Annotated in this window: 24 protein-coding genes; 12 read left to right on the plus strand and 12 right to left on the minus strand. The window is 62.6% G+C overall.

Annotation, left to right across the window (positions count from 1 at the left end; genetic code table 11):
* Positions 1-34 precede the first annotated feature (34 nt).
* The 3 genes from AC5XE7_RS10745 to AC5XE7_RS10755 all read left to right on the plus strand — a co-directional run bounded on the left by AC5XE7_RS10745 (position 35) and on the right by AC5XE7_RS10755 (position 1,866).
* A complete protein-coding gene (locus tag AC5XE7_RS10745; RefSeq protein WP_495366011.1) occupies positions 35-943 on the plus strand; it encodes a ribokinase in 909 nt (302 codons plus the stop codon).
* 168 nt (positions 944-1,111) lie between these two features.
* Complete coding sequence (locus AC5XE7_RS10750; RefSeq protein ID WP_183831894.1) at positions 1,112-1,537, plus strand: Hsp20 family protein; 426 nt, start codon at positions 1,112-1,114, stop codon at positions 1,535-1,537.
* Between the two features lie 59 nt (positions 1,538-1,596).
* Complete coding sequence (locus AC5XE7_RS10755) at positions 1,597-1,866, plus strand: BQ00720 family protein (protein WP_183831895.1); 270 nt, start codon at positions 1,597-1,599, stop codon at positions 1,864-1,866.
* A 137-nt stretch (positions 1,867-2,003) separates the two neighbouring features.
* On the opposite strand, the gene ptsN is transcribed toward AC5XE7_RS10755, so the two are convergent.
* From ptsN to lptC, 6 genes are all read right to left on the minus strand, one after another.
* Positions 2,004-2,468 (minus strand): PTS IIA-like nitrogen regulatory protein PtsN, encoded by a 465-nt coding sequence (gene ptsN / locus AC5XE7_RS10760; protein ID WP_183831896.1) that lies wholly within the window; start codon positions 2,466-2,468, stop codon positions 2,004-2,006.
* Positions 2,469-2,539: 71 nt separating this feature from the next.
* A complete protein-coding gene (gene hpf / locus AC5XE7_RS10765) occupies positions 2,540-3,121 on the minus strand; it encodes a ribosome hibernation-promoting factor, HPF/YfiA family (protein WP_275592411.1) in 582 nt (193 codons plus the stop codon).
* A 251-nt stretch (positions 3,122-3,372) separates the two neighbouring features.
* Positions 3,373-4,899 (minus strand): RNA polymerase factor sigma-54, encoded by a 1,527-nt coding sequence (rpoN, locus tag AC5XE7_RS10770; RefSeq protein WP_495366012.1) that lies wholly within the window; start codon positions 4,897-4,899, stop codon positions 3,373-3,375.
* Between the two features lie 206 nt (positions 4,900-5,105).
* Positions 5,106-5,918: an LPS export ABC transporter ATP-binding protein gene (gene lptB / locus AC5XE7_RS10775; protein ID WP_495366013.1), complete on the minus strand. Its 813-nt coding sequence runs from the start codon at positions 5,916-5,918 to the stop codon at positions 5,106-5,108.
* Between the two features lie 8 nt (positions 5,919-5,926).
* A complete protein-coding gene (locus AC5XE7_RS10780; protein WP_183831899.1) occupies positions 5,927-6,499 on the minus strand; it encodes an LptA/OstA family protein in 573 nt (190 codons plus the stop codon).
* Positions 6,486-7,181, minus strand: a complete 696-nt coding sequence (gene lptC, locus AC5XE7_RS10785) for an LPS export ABC transporter periplasmic protein LptC (protein ID WP_275592326.1) — start codon at positions 7,179-7,181, stop codon at positions 6,486-6,488. Before lptC ends, AC5XE7_RS10780 begins: the two co-directional genes overlap by 14 nt.
* A gap of 264 nt (positions 7,182-7,445) precedes the next feature.
* On the opposite strand from lptC, the gene sppA reads away from it, so the two are divergent.
* From sppA to AC5XE7_RS10800, 3 genes are all read left to right on the plus strand, one after another.
* On the plus strand, positions 7,446-8,396 hold the full coding sequence (gene sppA, locus AC5XE7_RS10790) for a signal peptide peptidase SppA (RefSeq protein WP_183831901.1): 951 nt from the start codon (positions 7,446-7,448) through the stop codon (positions 8,394-8,396).
* Positions 8,397-8,479: 83 nt separating this feature from the next.
* Positions 8,480-8,764 (plus strand): integration host factor subunit beta, encoded by a 285-nt coding sequence (locus AC5XE7_RS10795; protein WP_183831902.1) that lies wholly within the window; start codon positions 8,480-8,482, stop codon positions 8,762-8,764.
* Positions 8,765-8,985: 221 nt separating this feature from the next.
* Complete coding sequence (locus AC5XE7_RS10800; RefSeq protein ID WP_239799506.1) at positions 8,986-9,339, plus strand: DUF1049 domain-containing protein; 354 nt, start codon at positions 8,986-8,988, stop codon at positions 9,337-9,339.
* A 16-nt stretch (positions 9,340-9,355) separates the two neighbouring features.
* On the opposite strand, the gene AC5XE7_RS10805 is transcribed toward AC5XE7_RS10800, so the two are convergent.
* Positions 9,356-10,345: an alpha/beta hydrolase gene (locus AC5XE7_RS10805; RefSeq protein ID WP_495366014.1), complete on the minus strand. Its 990-nt coding sequence runs from the start codon at positions 10,343-10,345 to the stop codon at positions 9,356-9,358.
* Between the two features lie 101 nt (positions 10,346-10,446).
* Between AC5XE7_RS10805 and AC5XE7_RS10810 the strand changes: the two genes are divergently transcribed.
* The 5 genes from AC5XE7_RS10810 (at position 10,447) to olsB (ending at position 16,205) form a co-directional block, all read left to right on the plus strand.
* Entirely contained in the window at positions 10,447-11,466 is a 1,020-nt protein-coding gene (locus AC5XE7_RS10810) for an RsmD family RNA methyltransferase (protein ID WP_495366015.1), read from the plus strand.
* Positions 11,463-12,317: a TrmH family RNA methyltransferase gene (locus AC5XE7_RS10815; protein WP_495366016.1), complete on the plus strand. Its 855-nt coding sequence runs from the start codon at positions 11,463-11,465 to the stop codon at positions 12,315-12,317. The genes AC5XE7_RS10810 and AC5XE7_RS10815 overlap by 4 nt, the downstream gene beginning before the upstream one ends.
* The gene (gene lspA / locus AC5XE7_RS10820) at positions 12,314-12,826 is read left to right on the plus strand and encodes a signal peptidase II (RefSeq protein WP_495366017.1); all 513 of its coding nucleotides are present in this window, start codon (positions 12,314-12,316) and stop codon (positions 12,824-12,826) included. The genes AC5XE7_RS10815 and lspA overlap by 4 nt, the downstream gene beginning before the upstream one ends.
* An 89-nt stretch (positions 12,827-12,915) precedes the next feature.
* Positions 12,916-15,189 (plus strand): ATP-binding protein, encoded by a 2,274-nt coding sequence (locus AC5XE7_RS10825; protein ID WP_495366018.1) that lies wholly within the window; start codon positions 12,916-12,918, stop codon positions 15,187-15,189.
* 134 nt (positions 15,190-15,323) lie between these two features.
* Positions 15,324-16,205 carry a l-ornithine N(alpha)-acyltransferase gene (gene olsB, locus AC5XE7_RS10830; protein ID WP_495366053.1) on the plus strand — a complete coding sequence of 294 codons (882 nt, stop codon included), beginning with the start codon at positions 15,324-15,326 and terminating at the stop codon, positions 16,203-16,205.
* Positions 16,206-16,220: 15 nt separating this feature from the next.
* Here the strand turns inward: olsB and AC5XE7_RS10835 are convergent, their stop codons facing one another.
* Both AC5XE7_RS10835 and grpE read right to left on the minus strand, forming a co-directional pair.
* Entirely contained in the window at positions 16,221-16,853 is a 633-nt protein-coding gene (locus AC5XE7_RS10835) for a trimeric intracellular cation channel family protein (RefSeq protein ID WP_495366019.1), read from the minus strand.
* Between the two features lie 111 nt (positions 16,854-16,964).
* A complete protein-coding gene (gene grpE / locus AC5XE7_RS10840) occupies positions 16,965-17,573 on the minus strand; it encodes a nucleotide exchange factor GrpE (protein ID WP_183831910.1) in 609 nt (202 codons plus the stop codon).
* A gap of 218 nt (positions 17,574-17,791) precedes the next feature.
* Here grpE and AC5XE7_RS10845 point away from each other — a divergent pair, with 218 nt between their 5' ends.
* Positions 17,792-18,004, plus strand: coding sequence for a hypothetical protein (locus AC5XE7_RS10845; RefSeq protein WP_495366020.1), 213 nt, complete (start codon positions 17,792-17,794; stop codon positions 18,002-18,004).
* 38 nt (positions 18,005-18,042) lie between these two features.
* Here the strand turns inward: AC5XE7_RS10845 and AC5XE7_RS10850 are convergent, their stop codons facing one another.
* The 3 genes from AC5XE7_RS10850 to AC5XE7_RS10860 are packed head-to-tail and all read right to left on the minus strand — an operon-like array spanning position 18,043 to position 21,018.
* On the minus strand, positions 18,043-18,600 hold the full coding sequence (locus AC5XE7_RS10850; protein ID WP_495366021.1) for a DUF934 domain-containing protein: 558 nt from the start codon (positions 18,598-18,600) through the stop codon (positions 18,043-18,045).
* Positions 18,597-19,355, minus strand: coding sequence for a phosphoadenylyl-sulfate reductase (locus tag AC5XE7_RS10855; protein WP_495366054.1), 759 nt, complete (start codon positions 19,353-19,355; stop codon positions 18,597-18,599). The genes AC5XE7_RS10850 and AC5XE7_RS10855 overlap by 4 nt, the downstream gene beginning before the upstream one ends.
* Positions 19,348-21,018 carry a nitrite/sulfite reductase gene (locus AC5XE7_RS10860; RefSeq protein WP_495366022.1) on the minus strand — a complete coding sequence of 557 codons (1,671 nt, stop codon included), beginning with the start codon at positions 21,016-21,018 and terminating at the stop codon, positions 19,348-19,350. The genes AC5XE7_RS10855 and AC5XE7_RS10860 overlap by 8 nt, the downstream gene beginning before the upstream one ends.
* Positions 21,019-21,027: the final 9 nt, after the last annotated feature.

Below are 21,027 nucleotides of genomic sequence, written 5' to 3' on the forward strand. Positions count from 1 at the left end.
CGATAAGCTCGCAAGGTCAGGGAGTTTTGCGGGCATGATCGTCGTTGTCGGGTCTATCAATCTGGATCTGATCGTCAGGCTGGAGCGCCTGCCCTCTCCCGGCGAGACATTGCAGGGCAGCGGCTTTGACAAAGCTCCCGGCGGCAAGGGTGCCAATCAGGCCCTGGCGGCAGCGCGCGCCGGCGCAGGGGTGCGCATGATCGGCGCAGTCGGTAACGATGCCTTCGCCGGTGAAGCTTTGTCCCTTTTGCGCGCCGGCCGGCTCGATCTTTCCGGCGTGGCCGTCAGCACGGCCCCGACCGGTACCGCGCTTATCTTCGTCGGCGCCGACGGTGAAAACATGATCGCGCTGGTGGCGGGCGCCAACAGCGAAGTTCGTCCAGCTCATCTTGAAAAGGCAGAGCTGAGGAAGGGTGATGTCCTGCTGCTTCAGCAGGAGATACCGCCCGAAACCGTCGAGGCTGCACTCGATATGGCGCGGGATTCGGGTGCGCTCAGCGTGCTCAACATCGCACCGTACCGCGCTGAGTCAGGCCGGTGCCTCACCAAAGCAGACTTCATAGTCGCAAACGAAACGGAGTTCGCCCAGTGCTGCCGCACCATCGGGATTGAAGGCAGCGACGCCAGACAACGCATGCGGAGCTTCGTATCCCGGACCGGCAGAACGATCATCGTTACATTGGGCCCCGACGGCGTTATGGCCGCGACGCCCGACAATTTTCTGGAGGTGCCAGCCATGGACATACAGCCGGTCGATACGGTTGGTGCGGGCGACACCTTCTGCGGTTATCTGGCAGCGGGCCTCAGCATGGAGCTGTCTCTTGAAAAGGTGCTTACGCGCGCGGCTGCGGCAGGTTCCCTCGCCTGCCTCAAAGCCAGCGCCCAGCCTTCCATCCCACTCGCGAGCGAGGTGGATGCTGCCCTCTCCCGCAGGGCCCGGTGAAGGTCACCATCGGCGCAAACCGGCGAAAGCCGAAGGCAAGCCTGCCTTTCCTGTGCAGCTCAGACGGCCAAATCTTGAACTCGGGGCTGTGGCAGACCATATCTGGTGCATGGAAGAATGCCGTGTGGGTTCTTCCGGAATTTGTCGCTCTCAAGAGGACAGGATTGCATGACCAGAATGACGCCTTTTTCCAGCCCGCTTCTCCTCGGCTTCGATGCCATGGAGAAAACGCTGGAACGTCTGGCAAAGTCGGGCGACGGCTACCCTCCCTATAATATCGAGCGCCTTCGCGGCGCAGACGGCACCACAGAAAAGCTGCGGATCACGCTGGCCGTCGCAGGGTTCGCGGAAAGCGACCTCGACGTGACCACCGAGGAAAGCCAGCTGATCGTCAGAGGCCGTCAGACAGACGACTCCGAGCGCGAATTCCTCCACCGTGGCATCGCTGCCCGCCAGTTCCAGCGCTGTTTCGTGCTGGCTGATGGAATGCGCGTGATCGGGGCAGAGCTCAGGAACGGGCTTCTGTCCATAGATCTCGACCGGCCCGAAGCCGAAAGGCTGGTACGAAAAATAAACATATCGGTGAAAGACTGATCTTTGCCGATGCTGAAGAGCCGGCCTTGGAAGGCGGCTCATAGACAGGAGGCCTGGATATGACCAGAACCGTTGACACGATTGCCGACAGCCAGGTGATGAGCGAAGGCGAACTGGCCCATCTCGGCGAAGGTACAGTTGCCTATCTGCGAAAGATGTCGAGCGACGACCTGCGCGGCCGCTTCCCCGGCCTGGCGCAGATCACGCCCGGACTTGAGCTGTGGGCACTGTTCGCCGCGAACGGCCAGCCGATCCTGCTGGCGGACGAACGCGACCGCGCACTTGCCGGAGCGATGGAAAACGACCTGACCACGGTTGCCACGCACTGAGCTCCATGACAGTTCGGCAATGATGCCGGAGCCGGAGGCGGAACGCTCCTGAAGCCACATGAAGCAGAAGGGCCGCTGTGTGCGGCCCCTGCGGTAAAGGTTCAATCAGGAAAAACGGCGACTGGCGCTGCCTGTTCTCAGGCTGCGTGCGATGCCGGCGTTTCGGAAAGCAGCGCGTGAATTGCCTGCGCATCGCGGGTGCCGCGGATCTTGTTCACGGTGTCGGTGTCGCGCAGCACACGCGCGATGCGCGACAAGGCCTTGAGATGGTCCGCGCCGGCACCCTCGGGCGCCAGCAGCAGAAATACGAGATCGACCGGCTGATCGTCCAGCGCCTCGAAATCGACAGGTGTTTCCAGTCGCGCGAAGACGCCGGTGATGCCCTTCACGCCGGCCAGCTTGCCGTGCGGAATGGCGATGCCGTTGCCGACACCGGTGGACCCCAGCTTTTCGCGCTGCAGGATCGTCTCGAAAATGTCGCGCTCGGGAATACCCGAGATAGCGGATGCGCGCTCGGCCAGAAGCTGGAGCACCTGCTTCTTGGAGCTGGCCTTCAACGCCGGCAGGATTGCCGGAACGTCGACAAGATCGTTCAGAGCCATTTTTGAAATTCCTCTGCTTCGCCTGCCGCGGCCGGCCCCAAGAACGCAGGTACCCGCCGTCTTTTCTACCCTTACGCGGTTTTTACCGTCGCGGGATCAATCCAGCCGATGTTCCCGTCCGGCCGGCGATAGACGATGTTGAGCTGTTCTGTCCCGCCGTTACGGAACACAAGGACGGGGCTGCCCGTCGTGTCGAGTTCGATGACCGCCGAAGCGACGGACATCGTCTTCAGCGCAAGGCTCGATTCGGCGACGATGGTGGGAGCGAAATCCTCCGGGATATCCTCCTCGTCATCCTCGGCCAGCGCTTCCACCACCGTGTAGGCGATATTTTGCCCCTCGGAAGAGGCATTCACCGGATAATGCGACTTCAGACGGCGCTTGTAACGGCGCAGACGCTTTTCCAGCCGTTCAGCCGCAGCATCGAAAGCCTGAATGGGATCGTGGGATTCGCCGGCAGCCTGCAGGGAGGCGCCCGAATCAAGCCTCACAACGCAATCGCAGGTGAAACGCGAGCCGGACTTGATGACAGTGACCTGGCCCGAAAAGCCGCGGTCGAAATATTTCGCAATGATGTCAGTAACACGTTCATCGATGCGCGTCCGGAACGCATCACCGACATCCATATGTTTTCCTGCAATCCGCAATGCCATCTGATTACCGACCTTCCCTGTACAGACTTCAAACTTACCGGAGTTTATACGCGTAGTCCGTTCGTACAAGCCACACGGCACCCCTTGTGCCGAATTTGCCCGAGAACGTCGCAGCCGACTCTCAAAGCCTGCCGTCCAAGCATCGATGGCCATTCCCTGCGCGGGTCAGACCCGCCTCATGCGGGCGGGCTTCTAGACACTTCATGGGTGCTTGTCAACGAAACGGCGACCGGCAGCGCGGTGCCCCGGCGTCAGCCTTTCAGGCCGGCGCGCGCCCGCTTCTCGCGCCTGCGCTGGACCGAAGAGGGAATATTCATAGCTTCCCGATACTTGGCGACCGTGCGCCGGGCGATATCGATGCCTTCCTCCTTCAGGCGATCAACAATCGTGTCATCCGAAAGTACACAGCTCATTTCCTCGGCTTCGATCAGTTCGCGAATCCTGTCGCGCACGGCTTCGGAGGAATGGGATTCGCCCTCGCCGGACGCTGCGATCGCCACGGTGAAGAAATAGCGCATCTCGAATACGCCGCGCGGCGTGTTCATGTACTTGTTGGCGGTGGCCCGACTGACAGTCGATTCGTGCATGCCGATGGCGTCGGCCACGGTCTTCAGGTTGAGCGGCCGCAAATGCCGCACGCCATGGGCCAGAAAGGCATCCTGCTGGCGCACGATCTCGGAAGCCACCTTCAGGATGGTCCTCGCGCGCTGGTCGAGGCTGCGCGCCAGCCAGTTGGCGCTCTGCAGGCATTGCCCGAGAAAATCCTTTTCGCCCTGATCCCGCGTCTGGGCGGACACCCGTGCAAAATAAGTCTGGTCGATCAGCACGCGCGGCAGGGCATCGGCATTCAGTTCCACAGTCCACCCACCATCGCTGGCGGGCCGCACCTCGACATCGGGCACGAGCGTCTCGCTGGCCCCTCCGGAAAAGGCGAGACCCGGACGCGGATCCAGACCCCGGATCTCGGCCAGCATATCCAGAAGGTCCTCCTCATCGACGCCGCAGATACGCCTGAGCGACTGGAAATCCCTGCGGGCGAGAAGATCGAGCCTCTCCAGCAGCGCCCGCATGGCCGGATCGAGCCGGTTGCGGGCACGAAGCTGGATGGACAGGCATTCGGCAAGGTCACGTGCGAACAGCCCCGGCGGATCGAAATTCCGGCAACGGGAAAGCACGGCCTCGACGCTGTCGGCATCCGTGCCGAGCCGTTCGGCACATTCGCCCGGATCGGCCCGTAAATAGCCGGCCTCGTCAAGGCAATCGGCAAGCTCGGCCGCGATCATCCGTTCCCGCGGATCGGTGAACGCAAAGGCAATCTGTTCCGCGACGTGATCGCGCAGGGTGACGGGTGCGGCCGCCAGATCCTCAAGATCGAACCCCTCGGAAGTTCCACCGGCGGATCCGCCAGCGGCGGATTTCCACTGCATCGACAAGGAAGGGTCAAGCTGTTCGGAACGCCCCGGATCATCCGGAAACAGATTTTCAAGAGACGAATCCAACCGCTCCGATATCGCCTCGGAAGAGAGCCCCGCTTCTTTGCCGAACCAGTCGTCGCCGGTTTCGCCGGCGCTGTTCGCGTCGGATTCCGGCTCCGGTCCGGCCAGATCATCCGGACCGCTCTCCGCTCGCTCCAGCAGGGGATTGCGCTCAACCTCTTCGTCGACGAAATGCTCCAGTTCGGCATGGGTGAATTGCAGCAGGCGTATCGACTGCAGCAGTTGCGGTGTCATCACCAGCGACTGCGTCTGCCTGACCTGCAATTTTGCCGAGAGTGCCATTCGGTAGCGTTTCTTCCCACGAAGCAACGGGAAAGGAGATTATCCGTGCCGGCAATTCAAACTGGCCCGGCTTTTGCTTGTCAAGCGCGATGGCGCGCGAAAACCCTGCTCGCGCCCGCATCTGCCTCAGAAAGCGTCAGGCGGAGCAGCGTTCGGGAGGGAAAAGACTATATTCGGAAGAAAAGGCGCTTTCGCAGCGGAAGGCTTCAGAGCGTGAAGCCTTCGCCGAGATAGAGACGCCGCACATCGGCATTGGCGACCACTTCCTCGGCCCGGCCATGAGTGAGGACTTCGCCGGCGTGGATGATGTAGGCGCGGTCGATGAGCCCCAGCGTCTCGCGCACATTGTGATCGGTGATCAGCACGCCGATGCCGCGCTTGGTGAGATGGCGCACCAGTTGCTGGATATCAGCCACAGCGATGGGATCGATACCCGCGAAAGGCTCGTCAAGCAGCATATAGGCCGGCCGGCTGGCCAGCGCGCGCGCGATCTCCAGTCGCCGGCGTTCACCGCCGGACAACGCCATCGACGGCGCATGGCGGAGATGGCTGATATGGAACTCTTCCAGCAGCTCATCGAGGTTCTTCTCGCGCTGCTTGCGGCTCTTTTCGACGACTTCCAGCACCGCGCGTATGTTCTGCTCGACGCTCAACCCCCGGAAGATGGAGGTTTCCTGCGGCAGATAGCCGATGCCCAGCCGCGCCCGGCGATACATGGGCATCGAGGTGACATCGTAACCATCGATCTCGATGGAGCCTTCGTCCACCGGAACCAGCCCGGTAACCATGTAGAAGCAGGTCGTCTTGCCGGCGCCATTGGGCCCAAGCAGACCAACGGCCTCGCCGGCGCGCACGCCAAGCGAAACGCCGTTGACAACCCTTCGGCCCTTATAGCTCTTGGTCAGGCCGCGGGCGATCAGCGTGCCCTTGAGCCCGGACGAAACTGCCTCATCCTTCGGCGGGGAAGCAGTCTCACTGGCCTTGCGTCCGGACAGGCCGAACTTCTGAAGTGAAAGCATCCGCGATCCTACGGTTTCTTCTGCGAACCCGGAGAGATCGACATCATGACCCTCTTGCCGCAGGCCTCCACCTGAGCGAGGCCGGTTTTCATCTGCACGGTCAGCTTGCAGCCGGTGAGAACATTGTCGCCATCAGACAGGACCACCTTGTCGCCCGACAGAACCAGAACCTCGGTCTTCATGTCGAAGGTGCCGCGATCGCCCGTGGCGACCTGCGTGTCGGACTTGATGTAAACCTTGTCCCTGACCTCAAGCCGGTCGATGTTGGCCGTGCCGGTGGTGGCGGAGCCCGCAGCCGCGTCGGCATTACCGCCCTTGTCGTTGACGTAATAAACATCCATGGAACCGGCCTTGAGCAGGGTCGGCCCCTGAATGACCTGCACATTGCCGGTAAAAATGGCGAGACTTTCATTCTCACGCACTTCCAGCTTGTCGCTTTCGATCTCGATCGGCTGATCACCCGCCAGCTTCAGGCCCGACATGGTGCCGGTGCCGCCCGACTGGGCGAAGGCGGAGCCCGCCACGACAAGGGACAAGGCAGATGCAAGCGCTGCAAGCCTCATCGAATCACTGCGTAGCATTGGTGTCTCCGCTCTTTTTCTGATCCGCCTTCCGGGCGGCGGGGTCGATGCTCACGCGAACCCGCTTCTCGAATATCATGACCTTGCCGCCATCTTCCACCGACATCGTGTCGGAAGTGATGCGCGATCCGGCCCGGCTGATTTCGACGGGTTGCTCCGTCTTCATATTGCCTTTGTCCATGTCGAGAAAGGCCGATTTCAGCTTTGCAACCATTCCGTCGGTGGTCGTGACCGTAATTTCGTTGTCCAGTTGCAGCGTATTGCCCGAACGATCATAAGAACCGTTTAACGCATCCACCTTCGCCGTGGTTTCCGCATTGAGCGGCAGCCGGGCGCTGATGCCCTCCAGCTCGATCACGCCTTCTTTGGCGGTATCCTGCACGGCCCGAACCGCCGTCATCGCGTAAGGCAGAAGCGCCTTGGTGAAGCCTTCCAGCTTCGGATTGGACATCACCAGCTTGCCATCGGAAAAAGCGCTGCTCTCGGTCGTGACCGGCACCTCGTCGGGAGCAACCATGTAAGAATAAAGCGGAAAGGCGACAGCCATGGCAATGGCGATCGCCGGAACCACGAATTTAAGCCTGCGCACCCGGCGCGAATGCTGCTGGGCACGGTCGAATGCTGCTTCGCGCTGGCCGTCGCCCGCCTGGGCAAGCGCGGGCCGCGGCAGTCTGTCTTCCATGCCCATCGGATCTGTCACTGGCGACAAAACAAATACTTTCTACAAAAGGAAGCTTACGCTTTATGCCCAGTAATTCGGGAGGCGGAACGTTTCAAACAAGTCCGGACGGATCAAAACCGTAAAAATATGACCGGTCTAAGGATACACGATGGCGCAAATGGCCCGCAAGACCTCCTTTACGGCGCAAAACGGGCAAAAGTGGTGGTCGCCGGCGGCACGATGATCTAGATAGGCACTGCCCATATCCCATCCAAGAGGCTGAGCATGGCACAGAGAGCCGATGACCTGATCGACCGGCGCAGACTTCGGCGCAAGCTGACATTCTGGCGCGCACTGACAATCATCGTCATCCTGCTTGCCATAGGCGGCATCGCAGCCTGGTTTGGCGGCGATGGCACCGGCTCAGGCTCCCATATCGCCAAGGTCAGGATCACGGGCACCATCACCCAGGACGACAAGCTGCTCGAGCGGCTGGAGAAAATCCGCAAATCGCCGCGCGTCGCCGGCGTCATCGTCCAGATCGACTCGCCCGGCGGCACCACGACCGGCGGGGAATCCATTTACGAGGCCGTGCGCAAGATCGCCGCTGAGAAGCCGGTGGTCGCGGAAGTCGGCACGCTGGCGGCGTCCGCCGGCTACATGATCGCCAGCGCCACGGATCATATCGTGGCCCGCCAGTCCTCGATCGTCGGCTCGATCGGCGTGCTGATCCAGTATCCGGACGTCACCGGCCTGATGGACAAGATCGGCATCAAGCTGGAAGAGGTGAAATCCTCGCCGCTCAAGGCCTCGCCCTCGCCCTTCAAGCCGACCAACGAGGAAGAGCGCGCCATGGTGCGCCGCCTGATCATGGACAGCTACGACTGGTTCGTCGACATCGTCGCCAACCGCCGGTCGATGACCCGCGAGCAGGCGCTTGCGCTTGCCGACGGTTCGATCTTCACCGGACGACAGGGCTTGCAGAACAAGCTCGTTGACGCTCTCGGGGGAGAGGAAGAAGCCGTGGCGTGGCTGGAAAGCAAAGGCGTCGCGCCCGATCTCAGGGTTATCGAGTGGAAGCCGAAGGAGGGAACGGCAAGCCTTCTTTTGTCGCAATCGCTGGTACGCAACATCGCGCGCGCTCTGGGTCTGCCCGAGCAAAGCGGCGACGTGGTCAGGGAGCTTGGCATGGAGCGGCTGTTCCTTGACGGGCTGGTGTCGGTCTGGCACCCTTGACAGTCCCGCTTTCAAATGAAAAAAGCGAATGAAATCATCTGCATAATTTCGACCGCATGTTTGTCCGCAAGGGGATTGCCCGCATGATCAAGTCTGAACTCGTGCAAATCATTGCCTCTCGCAACCCGCATCTTTTCCTGCGCGATGTCGAAAACATCGTCAGCGCGGTGTTTGATGAGATCACCGATGCGCTGGCGGAGGGCAACCGCGTGGAGTTGCGCGGCTTCGGCGCCTTCTCGGTGAAGAACCGCCCCGCCCGCACCGGACGCAACCCGCGCACGGGCGAAGCGGTCGAGGTCGAGGAAAAGTGGGTTCCCTTCTTCAAGACCGGCAAGGAACTGCGTGAAAGGCTGAACGCGGAGGACTAAAGCCTGTCGCCCGAAAGCGGGAACCGCCTTCGGGACAACGACATGCGTAAAAACAGGAACTTAAAGCGTAAGCGGCAACTCTGAGAGATCGCGACACGCTTTAGAGCGACTGACGCCCGGATAAATCCGGGCCGCTGCTCTATCTCTTTGTTTGAGCCGCATTTATGCGACGTCAGACGACTTCGCTGACTGCAAAATGCTCCAGGCGTCAGGAATTTCCAATGTTCAATCGCTTCGCACTCGTTCTCGTCTTCGTGCCGCTGGCCATCATCCTGATCGCGCTGGCGGTGGCGAACCGCGCCCCGGTTGCGTTCACCGTCGATCCGTTCAACCCCGGCAATCCGGCGCTGACCTACACGCTGCCTTTCTTCGTGTTCCTGTTCGCAGCACTGGCGCTCGGCATGCTGATCGGAAGCCTGGCCACATGGTTCCGGCAGGGACGCTACCGCAAGCTGGCCCGCCAGCGCGCGATCGAGGCCGAAAGCCTGAAGCAGGCAGCAGGCGCGCGCCCGGCCGCCGCGAACCCGAACAATCCGGCCCCTCACAATCCGGCGCTGCCGCACCCGAGCGCCTGAGCCGGCACGGAACGGTTCAGCGCCTGCCGGCGATGAACCCGGCTATTTCATCGGACAAGCCCGCAGCCAGAGGCATCCCGGCATCGCCATAGGCGGCGAAATTGGCGATGAGATTATCCTTCGGCGTCTCCTTCAGTACGTGATTCATACCGGGGAAAATCTTCAGCTGCGCCGCCGGCTGGGCCTGTGACAGGTTTTTTGCATCAGCAACCTTCACCTGAAGATCATTGTCGCCCTGCACGATCAGCACCGGCACCTTCAGTTTTGCAATCAGTTCCGCCGGTTTGTAGCTCAGCAGATCGATGAGAAAGCCCTGAATGCTTTCCGCAAACAGCGGCCGCACGATCCCGGGAAGGCTGGCGACATCGACCTTCTCGCCGCGTTCCAGCGTTCTGGTCGCCTCCAGAAGCTGGGGAAGGACAGGCCGGTTGGCAGGGTTCCCCGTAAACTGCTCCCGCAGAATCTCGCCCAGCGGACGGCCGGGCGCGGAGACGAGCACCACCCCGCACAGGTCCGGCCCCGCCAGCTGCGCGGCGTTCAGGGCGACCAGACCGCCCTCGCTATGGCCCACGAGCCAGGCGCAGTCCGTCCCCGCCTTCTCGCGAGCGACCTTCAGCCAGGCAATGGCGTCGCCGGCATAGTCCGCCACGCGCACGTCATTGGGGTCGGGGAAACCGATGGTGCTGGCGAACATGCCACGCTTGTCGATGCGGATGGAGCCGATTCCCTTTTCGGCCAGTTCCTCGGCCAGCATCTTCAGATAGCCCGCATTGATGCCGAGCGGATTGTTGCCGTCATGGTCGGTTGGGCCGAAACCCGGAATGATGACGGCCACCGGCTGTCCTGACAGGTCGCCGGGAAGGAGCATGTGCCCCTTCAGGACGCCTTCCTCCACCTGAGCCTCGACAACCGTTTCAGCCAGCGGCGCGGCCACTGTATCGGCCAGCGATGGCGAAACGACGCAGGAACACAGGAGCGTGGCGGCCGCCAGAGCAGCCCTTTTCATGCCGGTTGCCTGCATCTTGCCCTCACAATGGGTGCGGGCCATGTTGCGACCCGTCTGCCGCTATGGCAGAAGCGCAGGCATATTTCCACCGGAGCATTCGCTTGAAAGCCACGCGCAACAGGAGCCATGAGGCAAGGCCGCGACCGGAGCGAGACGCGCGTCCCGAGCAGGAACGCGAGCCGCAGCACCAGCCGAAGCGCCAGCTTGTGCGCCACGAAGGCGCGCTGCCGGCCGAAAGGCTGCCGCTGATCCTCGAGGTCGCGCCCAGCGACGACTACGCCCTGCTCGACAGCGGCGACGGGCGCAAGCTGGAGCAATACGGCCCCTATCGCATCGTGCGCCCGGAGGGGCAGGCGATCTGGCGCCCTGCCCTGCCCGACAGGGAATGGGGCCGCGCCGACGCCATCTTCACCGGCAACACCGATGAGGAGGGAATGGGCCGCTGGCAGTTTCCCCGCAATCCGCTCGGCGAAACATGGCCGATGAAGCATGACGGCATCGATTATCTCGGCCGCTTCACCTCGTTTCGCCATGTCGGCGTCTTTCCCGAGCAGGGTTCGCACTGGGACCACATGGCCGCCCTCATCGAGAATGCCACACGGCCGGTGAAGGTGCTCAACCTGTTCGGCTATACCGGCCTTGCCTCGCTGGTCGCCGCCCGCGCCGGGGCCGAGGTCACCCATGTCGACGCCTCGAAGAAGGCGATCGGCTGGGCCCGAGAAAATCAGGAAGTGGCGCGGCTGACCAGCAAGCCGATCCGCTGGATCGTCGAGGACGCGATGAAATTCGCCGAGCGCGAGGAGCGTCGCGGCAGCCGTTACGACATCATCCTGTTCGATCCGCCATCCTATGGGCGCGGGCCCAAGGGCGAAGTGTGGCAACTGTTCGAGCATCTGCCCGCACTTGCCGACATCTGCCGCTCCATCCTGACGCCGAAGCCGCTGGCCGTGGTGCTCACCGCCTATTCGATCCGCGCTTCCTTCTTCGCCATCCATACGCTGATGCGCGACACCTTCGCCGGCATGGGCGGCGCCGTGGAATCCGGAGAACTGATCATCCGCGAGAAATCGGCCGGCCGCGCGCTTTCCACCTCGCTCTTTTCCAGATGGGTCGCCAGATGAGCGAACATGAAAAACGCCGTCCGGTCGGACGGGTCAAAGAAGTCACCAGCCTGTCCAATCCGCTGGTCAAGGACATCAAGGCTCTGGCGCTGAAGAAATTCCGCGACCAGAACAATGCCTTCATGGCCGAGGGGCTGAAGCTGGTCATCGACGCGCTCGATCTCGGCTGGGAAATCCGCACCCTGATCTTCGCCAAAGCCGGACGCGGCAATGCGGCGGTCGAAAAGGTCGCCGCCCGCACCGTGGCCGCTGGCGGCGACGTGCTGGAAGTCTCGGAGAAAGTGCTTTCCTCCATCACCCGCCGCGACAATCCACAGATGGTGGTCGGCGTGTTCACACAGCGTCTGGTTCCCCTGAAAGATATTCGGCCGGCCAGGGGCGATGTGTGGGTGGCGCTCGACCGGGTGCGTGATCCAGGCAATCTCGGCACCGTCATCCGCACCGTCGATGCGGTCGGCGCTAAAGGCGTCATCCTCGTCGGCGACACCACCGACCCGTTCTCGCTGGAAACGGTGCGCGCCACCATGGGCTCGATCTTCGCCGTTCCGGTCGCGAAAGCCAGCGTGGAAGCCTTCCTTGCCTGGCGAAAGGGCTTTCCGGGCCTCGTCGCCGGCACGCATCTGAAAGGCGCGGTCGATTATCGCTCGGTCGACTTCTCGGACAAGCCGGTACTGCTTATGATGGGCAACGAGCAGCAGGGCCTGCCTGACGATCTGGCGCAAAGCTGCGACCGCCTGCTGCGCATTCCGCAGGCCGGCCGCGCCGATTCGCTCAACCTCGCAGTCGCAACCGGCGTGATGCTGTTCGAGATCCGCCGCGGGGCACTCTCGCTGGAGGCGCCCGCCCCATGAGTTCCACCCCTGCCCCATCTGCCGCCGGCAAGGGTCTCGGCATCTATGCGATCCTCGCCATCGTCGCCATCGTGTTCGACCAGTGGATCAAATACGCGGTCGAAAGCGGGCTTCCCTTTCAGGAGAAGATCGACCTGCTGCCGTTTCTGGCGCTGTTTCGCACCTACAACACCGGCATCGCCTTCTCGATGCTGTCCTCCTTCGGCGATACGGGGCTGATCGTCATCTCGCTCGTCGTATCGGCCTTCATCGTCTATCTGGCGCTGCGCAGCACGCCGCGCCAGATTTTTGCCCGGCTTGGATTTGCGCTCATCCTCGGTGGCGCGATGGGCAACGTCATCGACCGCGCCATCTACGGCCATGTCGTGGACTACATCCTCTTCCATACGCCGCACTGGTCCTTCGCCGTCTTCAATCTGGCGGATGTCTTCATCAGCGTCGGCGCTTTCCTCGTGGTGGTGGAGGAGTTCATCGGCTGGCGCTACGAGGTCAGATCGCGCGACAACTGACCAAAACGCCCGCGATCGGTAAAATTGCGCGGGTTTGCCGAAGCCTTCCCTAAGCTCTGCCTGTCATTGTTTTGTGCATGACGGCGGAGATGGACCACAACCGGACAGGAGGGGACGAGGCGCACGAAACGGGCGGCCACCGCCTTCGTGTCGTTCCCCCGCCGCTGTCGCCCGAAGCGCTCGGAACCGATCTCTCCGCCACGCCCATCTCCCGCAACCTGCCTGTCGCAAGCTGGCTGTCCGTTTTGCTTTTTGCCGGACTTGCCCATCTGACCGGCGCGCCCGCCTTCCTCAGCCTTGCCATGCTCGCCACCGGATTTGTTGGCATTCTGCTGCATGAGCTGATCCTGTCGAAGGAACGCCGCACCCGGCAGCAACTGGACAGGGAGACCGCCCAGGCGCGAACCCGGCTGGAAACACTCTCCGACCAGATGTGGGAGATGCAGGAAAGCGAAGAGCGCTTCCACGGCCTCATCGATGCGCTCGGCGACATCGTCGTGCACCGCGACCGGCACGGCAGGATCGTCTACGCCAATCGGGTCTTCACCGGACTTGTCGGCAGGGAGATGCACGATCTGCGCGGCATGACGCTTGCCGATATCGGCATGGAGTTCACTGTTACGCCGGAGGCTGCATTCACCGACAACGAATGCCTGCGCTCGACGGATGCCTGCATGACCACGGCGCAGGGCCAGCGCTGGTTCTCATGGGTCGAGCTTTCGGTGCGCGAGAAGGATACCGGCGCCGTTTCGCATCACGCCATCGCCCGCGAAATCACCGCCCGCAAGCAGGCGGAAACCTCGCTGATCGCGGCGCGCGAACGGGCGGAATTCGCCAATCAGGCGAAGTCCCGCTTCCTGGCCACCGTCAGCCATGAGATCCGCACGCCGATGAACGGCATCATGGGCATGGCGCGGCTGTTATCGGATACCAGCCTGTCGCCCGAGCAGCATACCTATGTCAACGCCGTGTCCACCTCGGCGAGCGCGCTGCTGGCGCTGATCGACGATCTTCTGGATTACTCCAAGATCGAGGCCGGCCGGTTCAATCCGGAGCCGCAGCCGGTTTCGCTGCGCGAGCTGGCCGACAATGTCGTGGAGCTTCTGGCCGACCGCGCCCATGGCAAGGGTATCGGTCTCGGCTGCCATGTCGCGCCCGATGTCCCGCAGATGATCACCGCCGATCCGGGGCGGGTCCGGCAGGTGCTGCTCAACCTTCTCGGCAATGCGATCAAGTTCACCGAAAGCGGCGGCGTGGCGCTCATCATCACCCGCAGCGGCAATCACATCCGCTTCGGCGTGAGCGATACCGGCCCGGGGCTGCGGCAAGGCGATCTCGAACGCATCTTCCTCGAATTCGAGCAGGCCGATGGAACCTCGACGCGCCGGCATGGCGGCGCTGGGCTCGGCCTTGCGATTTCCAGACGGCTGGTGATGGCGATGGGCGGCACGATCTCCGTGTCCAGCACACCGCGCGAAGGAACGGAGTTCGTTTTCGAACTGCCGGCGCATGAGGCGACCGATCCGCCGCACCCACGGCAGGATGCGCTGGCAGGCCGCAATGTCGTGATCCTCTCCGCCAACAGGATCGAGGCCGATGTGATCGCGCGGACGATCCGCGCCCACGGCGGGTCCGCCGAAATTGCCGAAAACCCCGAAACCGCACGAAAGCTGGCCCAGGGCTGCGACACGCTGATGGTGGACGCCGCGCTGGAAGGCTGCGACGGACGCGCCGTTCAGGCGCTGCGCGACGATGTTTTCGCCTCCAGCCGCGCCATCATCCTGATGGCGCCGAACGACCGTGGGCGGCTCTGCGAATATCTGGCCGGCGGATATGGTGGTTTCCTAGCCCGTCCCGTGCGGGGCGCAACACTGCTGAAGGTGCTTGCCGGCGGCAATTACGACAGCGCAGGCGAACAACACCAGCAGCAGCCCGGAACGCGTGCGCATCCGGCACACGAAAACAAGTCCGGCGGACTTTCCATCCTAATTGCCGAAGACAACGAAATCAACGCCCTGCTGGTTCGCGCCGCACTCGGCAGTGCCGGCCATCGCCTTGAGATGGTCACGACCGGCAAGGAGGCAGTGGACCGGCTTACCTCGACCGACACCGGAACGGGACGCCACGATGTCGTTCTCATGGACCTGCACATGCCGGTGATGGACGGCATGGATGCCATCGCCCATATCAGACGGCATGAGAAAGCCCACGGTATTCCGGCAATCCCGATTCTGGTGCTGTCGGCTGACAATCAGGAAAAGACACGCCATGCCGTGCTCGCCCATGGCGCCACGGCCTTCCTGACAAAGCCGCTCGATCCACGTGATCTGCTTGCCGCCGTTCAGGACCTGATGTCCACATGAACATTGGTGCGGCACAGGTCCGGCTTTGTTGCCGATCACGCCATATCACGCTACTGTCACAATCCTGTTGCACCACAATCGTATCCCCGCGCCACGAGGGATGGCTCGAAGGAGAATCGCCCGTGCAGACAGCGATGCCGCAAGGTCACACCAGGTTGGGCTCTACGCTCGTTACCGTACCGGCCACCGGGCCGCAGGCCCCGTCACTCGCAGGCCCGATCGGCCCTCTGGGTCGTATAGGCACTCTGGAAGTGCGGCTGGCCCGCAACGAAGCCGAGATCGAGGCCGCACAGGAAATCCGCTACCGCATCTTCTATGATGAACTGGGTGCCCGCAGCAGCCTGGACCAGATCGACAGGCGCGATTCGGACCGCTTCGATCCGCTTTGCGACCATCTGCTGGTTCTGGACAACAGCCTGACCGGCCCCGAGCACAGGCGCATTGTCGGGACTTACCGCCTGTTGCGGCAGGAGATGGCAACGGCAGCGGGCGGATTCTATTCGGAAGACGAATTCGAGTTGCGCAGGCTGGTCGCCCGCCACCCCAATCTGCGGTTCCTTGAGCTTGGCCGTTCCTGTGTGCTGCCGCAATACAGGTCGAAACGCACCATCGAGGCCCTGTGGCAGGGTATCTGGGCCTATCTCAACCACTATGGCATCGACGTCATGGTGGGCTGCGCTTCGTTCCCCGGCATCGATCCGGCGGCCCATGCCGAGGCGCTGACCTATATGGCTCATCATTGCCGCACGAGTGCGGACTGGGATGTACGGGCCGTTGGCCGTCGCTATCACCCGATGGCCATGATGCCGGTCGAGGCGGTGAACCCCAAGGCGGCAATCACCGCCATGCCGCCCCTGGTGAAAGGCTATCTGCGCATCGGCGCGCGTATCGGCGACGGCTGCGTCATCGACCGCGATTTTTCGACCGTCGATGTGTTCATCGTCATGCCGGTCAAGGAAATCGCCGCCCGCTACATCAGCTATTACGGCGGCGACGGCCAGAGTTATGCCGCCTGAAGATCAGCGTTCCATTCAGGGAATATCCTCGGGCTTCCGGCCGGGCCGGCTCTTGTAGGCCGGAATGTGCCAGCCGAAACGGATTGCGCCGCCACGCACGGCAAAGGCCGCGATGAAGCCACCGAGCTGGCAGATGAGAGGCGCAAAGCCCGCGAGATCGCCCAGCGTATAGACGCCGGCGCCGATCAGCGCAGCCGACACATAGACCTCGGGGCGCAGCAGCACCGACTGCTCACCTGCCAGAACGTCGCGCAGAATGCCCCCAAAAGTGGCCGTGAGCATGCCCATGATGATGGCCACGACCGGCGAGCCGGTAACCGCGAGCCCCTTTGCCGCCCCCATCACCGCAAATGCGGCAAGGCCGATGGCGTCCAGCCACAGCAGGAGCTTATAGCGCGATTCAACCCGGTGCGCCGTGAAGAACACCAGCATAGCAACTGCCGCGCACACAAGAATATAGTCGTGGTTGGCGATCCAGAAGACCGGCACGTCGAGAACAAGATCGCGGAAGGTTCCGCCGCCAACTCCCGTTACCCCGGCCAGAAACATGAAGCTGATGATGTCCATCTGCTTGCGTGAAGCCGAAAGCGCGCCCGTTGCCGCAAAAACGGCAACGCCGGAATAATCGAGGATGGTGACGAGGTTCATGGCAGGGCGTTCATCCCCGGTGGCAGGTGACGGCGCTACAGTAGCAGCCACTCCCGGCTGTGGAAGCCCCTGAAGGGCAACGGTCCCGCAATGCTGCGGGACCGAAGGCTATCAGCCCTGATTTCCTTCGCCGGCAGAACCATTGGCCTGCTTCGGTCCATCTTTCGAGACGCCGACCTTGGCCGGGCGCAGAACCCGCTCGCCAATCGAATATCCCGGCTGCACGACCTGCAGAACGGTGCCTGCGACAACCTGCGGGTTCGGAATCTCGAACAGCGCCTCGTGGAAATTCGGATCGAACCGCTCGCCTTCCGGCGAAAGCTTTTTCACACCGTGCCGTTCCAGCGCGCCGATCAGGCCCCGTGCGGTAATCTCAACGCCCTCGATCAGCGCCTTGAAACCCGCATCGTCGGATGCCTTGGCTTCTGCCGGGATGGCTTCCAGCGCACGTTGCAGGTCGTCTGCAACCGTCAGCATGTCACGGGCGAAGTTGGCTATAGAGTAGGAGCGCGCGTCCTGCACATCACGGGCAGCACGGCGGCGCATGTTTTCCACCTCGGCGGCGGCGCGAAGAGCCCGATCCTTCAGCTCCTCGTTTTCCTTCATCAGACGAACGAGTGCCTCGTAATCTCCTTCGGCACCCTCCACCGTCTGTTCGGCAAAAGCTTCTGCGGCCTCGGTTTCGTCGGGCGTGCGCTCGTCTTTGGCCTGGTCAGTCATGGCGTATTCCCATTCTTTTCGAAGTTTCGAAGTTGGGTCCGATATCGAGGTTCGACACTCAAAAATCAAGGCCCCCGGCGCACCGGATGCCTTCCGCGCCAACAAACGTATTTAATTCAAATTTTACCTTGTTGCGCTGAGCTATGTCCCAACACCCCGGCAAAGGGGGAACCTTAGACGGATACAGGGAGTTTCGAAACCGAAAGGATTTTGAAGCGATGACCCGAACAGGCAAAGAACGACCACAAGAAACGGTGCGGCAGAACCTGGCGAAAACGATACGCCGTCAGGTCCGCAGCCACACTACGCGTGGATTGTTGCGCTCCCTGCCCGCCTTCAAGGTCGCAAGAGACATACCGGAACAGTTGCAGGCGCTCATCTGCCGACTGGAGGCCATGGAAGCACAGCACAAAGAAGCACCGGAGCGGTGACCCCGCCACGCGCTTCACACCGTGGCCTGCGTGGCAGGTTACTGCACTGCCCTTCGGCGCCATGAATAGGTGCCCGCAGCGGCAGCGCCCGATGTCGCTGCCGGCTGGGAGTGGACCGACAAGCCGCCAATCTCGCCTTTTTCAAGCCGTCCCAGCAGAACCCGGTTCGAAATCTCGAACTCGTCGAAGCCGACGCGCAGCATATGCGGAAGCTGGTCGACGAGCACATCGCCGACCGCGCGCACCCTGCCCGTGAACCCGTGCCGGCTGCGCAGCAGCTCCGCCTTGGAGTAGCTGCGCCCGTCGCTGTAGGCCGGGAAGGCAAGCGCCACCAGCGACAGCGCATCGAGAAGGCCGGCAATCGCGTCCAGCTGTTCTCCCGGCTGCAGGATCACCCCCAGACGCTCGTGGCTGAGCGCGCGCTCCTGCGGATCGAGATCGAGAAAGGCCTGCAGCGGCAGGATCACGCGGCTGTTGCCGGCAAGGGCCTCGGCACTCTCGGCGTGTATCCACTCGTCGTCCCGGAAACCCTGCGGAGTCCACAGACGAATTTCGGGGGTTGCCTTCTGTTCGCTCCCCGTCGCTTGCTCGCTCATGTTGTCTTTCCTGACTGAAGGACCGGGCCTGACTGGCTGTTTTGGCCGAGGGTCTGTTCCAGGCCGCCAAGATGGATACCGCATTCAGTCTTTGCCTGCCCTGCCCAGCGCCCACTGCGTGCATCCTGCCCCTGCTCCACCGGACGGGTGCAGGGAAAGCAGCCGATGGACAGATAACCATAAGCGACCAGCGGGTTTTCGCGCAGCTCGTGCGCCTGCATATAATCGGCGAGGTCGGCCGCCCCCCAGCTTGCCAGAGGGTTGATGCGTATGCGTGGCCCCACCGCCTCGAACACCGGCAGGGCGGCGCGCGTCTCAGCCTGATGGCGCTTGCGGCCGGTGAACCAGGCCCGGAACGGCTCGACCCCCCGCGCCATCGTTTCCACCTTGCGCACATGGCAGCAGGCTTCGACGTCGCTTTCGTGCAGGCGGCCCGACGGATCGACGCGCTGCAGCACCGCCGCATCAGGATGGATCACCCTGATATCGGTCAGGCCGAAATCCTCGGCCAGCGCATCGCGGTAGCGCAGGGTTTCCTCAAAATGCTTGCCCGTATCGAGGAACACGATCGGCACATGCCGGTCCACCTGAGCGATCAGGTGAAGCAGCACCGCCGAGTCCGCCCCGAAGGACGAAACGGCGGCGACCTCTCCGGGAAACAGGCTGCCCACCGCCAGCTCGATGGTGCGGAGAGCCGAAAGCTGCCCGTGGCGCGCTTCGAGGGCAGCGGCATCGAAAGCGTCCACTTCAGGCAGCCTTTGCTTCGGCCCCGTACAGAGCCTCCTTGAACGGCGCCGCGCCGACACGGCGATAGACGTCGAGGAATTTTTCCGAAGGCGCGCTGCGTATCGCCAGATAGGTCTCGACCAGCGTTTCGATCGCATCGACGATTTCGTCGGGCCCGAAGCCGCGGCCGATGATCTCGCCGACACTGGTGTTTTCGTCGGCAGAGCCGCCCAGCGTGATCTGGTAAAGCTCCGCGCCCTTCTTCTCCACGCCCAGTATGCCGATATGACCGACATGGTGATGGCCGCAGGCGTTGATGCAGCCCGAGATCTTGAGCTTCAGCTCGCCGATCTCGCGCTGGCGCTCCAGCGACGAAAACCGTGTCGAAATCTGCTGCGCGACGGGAATGGAGCGGGCATTGGCGAGCGCGCAATAGTCGAGGCCGGGGCAGGCGATGATGTCGCTGATCAGGCCGGCATTGGCCGTGGCAAGCCCGGTCTCGACCAGCGCGTCATAGACCGCCCTGAGATCGGCGCGCGCCACATGCGGCAGCACCAGATTCTGCTCATGCGTCACCCGCACCTCGTCGAAGGCGAAGCGTTCGGCAAGGTCGGCCACCGCTTCCATCTGCTTGTCGGTCACATCGCCCGGAACCTCGCCTATCCCCTTCAGCGAGATGGTCACGGCCGCATAGTCGGGATTGCGGTGCGTGGTCACGTTCTGGCCGAGCCATTCGGAGAAGGCGCGCGAATCCAGCCGGGCCAGACGCACCGCCTCGTCGCCCTCCGGGCGGGGCGGAAGCTCGGGAGGCGCGAAATAAGCCCTGATCGCGGCCACATCGGCATCCGGCAGCTTCAGCTCGCCATCCTTCAGCGCCTGCCATTCCGCCTCGACCCAGCTTGCCAGCTCCTCGGTTCCGGTCTCGTGGACGAGGATCTTGATGCGGGCCTTGTACTTGTTGTCGCGCCGGCCGTTCAGATTGTAGACGCGCAGGATCGCCGTCACATAGGACAGGAGATGTTCCTGCGGCAGGAAATCGCGGATTTTCTTCGCCACCATGGGCGTGCGGCCGAGGCCTCCGCCGACATAGACGGCAAAGCCCAGCTCGCCCGCCTCGTTCTTCTTCAGGTGCAGGCCGATGTCGTGGGTCTTGATCGCCGCACGGTCGCGCTCCGCACCCGTCACCGCGATCTTGAACTTGCGCGGCAGGTAGGAGAACTCGGGATGCACCGACGACCACTGGCGCAGGATCTCCGCATAGGGGCGCGGATCGGCAACCTCGTCGGCCGCGGCACCTGCGAAATGATCGGCCGTGACGTTGCGTATGCAGTTGCCGCTGGTCTGGATGCAGTGCATCTCGACCTGCGCCAGATCGGCAAGGATGGCCGGAACGTCGGACAGTGCCGGCCAGTTGAACTGGATGTTCTGGCGCGTGGTGAAGTGGCCATAGCCCTTGTCGTAGGTGCGCGCGATATGGGCCAGCATACGCAACTGGCGCGGATGCAGCGTGCCGTAGGGAATGGCGATGCGCAGCATATAGGCGTGAAGCTGGAGATAGACACCGTTCATGAGCCTGAGCGGCTTGAACTGATCTTCCGTCAGCTCGCCCGAAAGCCGTCGCTCGACCTGATCGGCGAACTGGGCAACCCTTCCCTGAACAAATTCGTGGTCGAACTCATCATAACGGTACATCGGTGGTCC

It is taken from the genome of Aquamicrobium sp. YD-1-mutant5, assembly GCF_059509755.1.